Raw genomic sequence first — 3,168 nt, forward strand, 5'->3', positions numbered from 1 at the left:
CTTTTTGAATAGGACAAATAAATACCTTTTAATCACCAGACTGCTACTGCATGCTTTCCCTTGTTCCGGGGCAGGAGTGCCTCGCTTCAGCGGTGCTGAGCTGTTCCTTTATGTCACTAATTTTATGTATAATCTTTTCAGTAACTGGTCTCTGAGTCAACCTGGAGGGTGGTAAACATTGTTTCAAAATGTACCCGTTTGAGCTCCGTCACGGTCCCCGGATTCACAATTACTACGGCCATTATACCTTCAGATACAATTCTTGGTTAACAGACGCGCCAGTTTCGAGTAGAATACCGCCTCCATTATTTCAACGCTCCTTCGATGAGGTACGCCTTTATTATGTTGGAACTTCGAGGCGCTCCAGCTCTCTCTCCTTTTAGAAGTCATAAACTACTTGAAACCATCCAAGCAGTTATTCCAGAAATCGAATCTGTGTATGCAGAATTTATGCACTTTATTGATGTGTCGCAGGACTTAAATCCTAGCGAACTCAATATCTTGAATAAGCTGCTTACCTATGGTCCAAGTGTGCCCTCTGAGGCAGCGGAAGGCGTTTTGTTTTTGGTTGTTCCACGGCCTGGAACAATTTCACCCTGGTCTAGTAAAGCGACCGATATTGCGCATATTTGTGGCTTGAATCAGGTAAATCGAATTGAACGCGGTGTCGCATATTATGTTCGATCTGCTGAAAAGCTTACGCTCGAACAGCGCCAAACGCTATCTTCGCAGTTCTATGACAGAATGACTGAAGCTGTCTTCCATGAAACGGCGGGTGCCGAGTTGCTGTTTAGACACTCTGAACCGCGCCCTATGAGCAGTGTCGATGTGCTGTCATATGGTGAGAGTGCGCTTGAAGAAGCAAATAAGCGTATTGGTCTGGCTTTGGCTACAGACGAAATAGAGTATTTAACCAAAGCTTTCTGCGGGCTAAAGCGTAACCCGACAGACGTAGAGCTAATGATGTTTGCTCAGGCGAACTCTGAGCATTGTCGTCACAAGATCTTCAATGCATCTTGGGATATTGACGGTGAAGCTCAGCAAAAATCATTATTCTCGATGATTCGTAATACCAATGAGCTGAATTCTGAAGGTGTATTGTCTGCTTATGTTGATAACGCTGCGGTAATAGCCGGATCGAAAGGAAAGCGCTTCTACCCGAACCCTGAAACTCAGGAGTATCAGGCGCATGAGGAAGATATTCATATCCTCATGAAGGTTGAAACACATAACCACCCGACAGCTATTTCTCCATTCTCTGGTGCCTCGACAGGTTCAGGTGGTGAGATTCGTGATGAAGGTGCTACAGGTAAAGGCGCAAAACCTAAAGCTGGTCTGACAGGTTTTACGGTATCGAACCTAAGAATTCCTGGTTTCGAACAGCCATGGGAAACAGATTTTGGCAAGCCTGACCGAATGACTTCTGCCTATAACATCATGCTTGACGGTCCTCTAGGTGGTGCTGCCTTCAATAATGAGTTTGGTCGACCGAACTTGTGTGGCTACTTTAGAACCTTTGAAGAAGAAGTTGCTGGCCCGAATGGTCAGGAAATCAAGGGTTACCACAAGCCTATTATGATTGCTGGTGGTATGGGAAATATTAAAGAGTCCCATGTACTGAAAGGTGACATCGATGTTGGTGCAAAGCTAATTGTATTGGGTGGCCCGGCCATGCTGATCGGCCTTGGCGGCGGTGCAGCCTCTTCGATGGATTCAGGTGCTAGTCATGAGGACTTGGATTTTGCTTCTGTACAGCGTGAAAACCCTGAAATGGAACGTCGTTGCCAGGAGGTTATAGACCGCTGCTGGCAGCTTGATGATAATAACCCAATTGCCTTTATACATGACGTAGGGGCGGGTGGTTTATCAAATGCTTTTCCGGAGCTTGTGAAAGATGGCGGGCGCGGTGGACGATTCGACTTGCGAAAGATCCCTAACGATGAGCCTGGGATGGCGCCACACGAAATTTGGTGTAACGAATCTCAAGAACGTTATGTTATTGCTGTGTTGCCGCAAGACTTGGAGCGCTTTGAGGCGATTTGTGCTAGAGAACGCTGCCCCTACGCTGTGATTGGTGATGCTCTGGAAGAGCATGATTTAACACTGGAAGATCCGCACTTCGATAATAAGCCGGTTGATCTACCCATGTCAGTGTTGTTTGGAAAACCGCCTAAGATGCACCGTTCGGTTGAATCAGAAGCGTTTACTAAGCCGATGTTCGAGTCTAGTCAGATAGATATAAAAGAAGCGGCTGAGCGCATTCTACGTTTACCGAGTGTGGCGAGTAAGAGCTTCCTTATCACGATTGGTGATCGTTCAATTACCGGAATGGTTGCACGAGATCAGATGGTTGGCCCATGGCAGGTTCCCGTTGCTGATGTAGCGGTTACTGCGGTTGATCTTGAAAGCCATACTGGTGAAGCGATGGCGATGGGCGAGCGTACGCCAATTGCGAATATCGATGCGCCGGCTTCTGGTCGTATGGCTGTTGGTGAGGTGGTTACCAACCTGGCGGCTTCATCTATCGAAAAAATCTCTGATATTCGTTTGTCTGCTAACTGGATGGCCGCAGCGGGTCACCCAGGTGAAGACGACAATTTATATAAAACTGTTCAAGCGGTTGGCATGGAGTTGTGTCCTGAACTGGGTATTTCTATCCCGGTCGGTAAAGACTCTATGTCGATGAAAACTGTTTGGCAAGAAGGGCATGAGACACGCACGGTTACCTCTCCGTTGTCTTTGATTATTACCGGCTTTGCGCCAGTCAATGATGTAAGAAAAACACTGACACCTGAGCTGGCAAGTGATCAGGGTGATACTGATCTAATATTGATTGATTTGGCGAATGGTCAAAACCGATTGGGTGGATCGGCTCTGGCACAGGTTTATAAGCAAATGGGTGCCGTCACGCCAGATGTCGACGACCCGGAAGATTTAAAAGCTTTCTTTGCTGTGATTCAGGGTTTGAATCAAGATGGCAAATTGCTGGCTTATCACGATCGTTCTGATGGCGGCTTATTTACAACCCTGGCGGAAATGTCATTCGCTGGGCGTGTAGGTGTTGACGTTAAGCTGGACTTGTTGGCTGAAGACTCCAGCCACTTCGCGCGAGAACTTTATAATGAAGAGCTAGGTGCAGTCATCCAGGTTAAGCAAGGTGATACTGAA

The 3,168-nt window shown here is 47.0% G+C and carries 1 protein-coding gene; it reads left to right on the forward strand.

Annotation, left to right across the window (positions count from 1 at the left end; translation table 11 throughout):
* Positions 1-342 precede the first annotated feature (342 nt).
* On the forward strand, positions 343-3,168 hold a 2,826-nt coding region (gene purL, locus A3761_RS03195), incomplete at its 3' end, for a phosphoribosylformylglycinamidine synthase (protein WP_068749800.1).

It is taken from the genome of Oleiphilus sp. HI0123 (assembly GCF_001635315.1).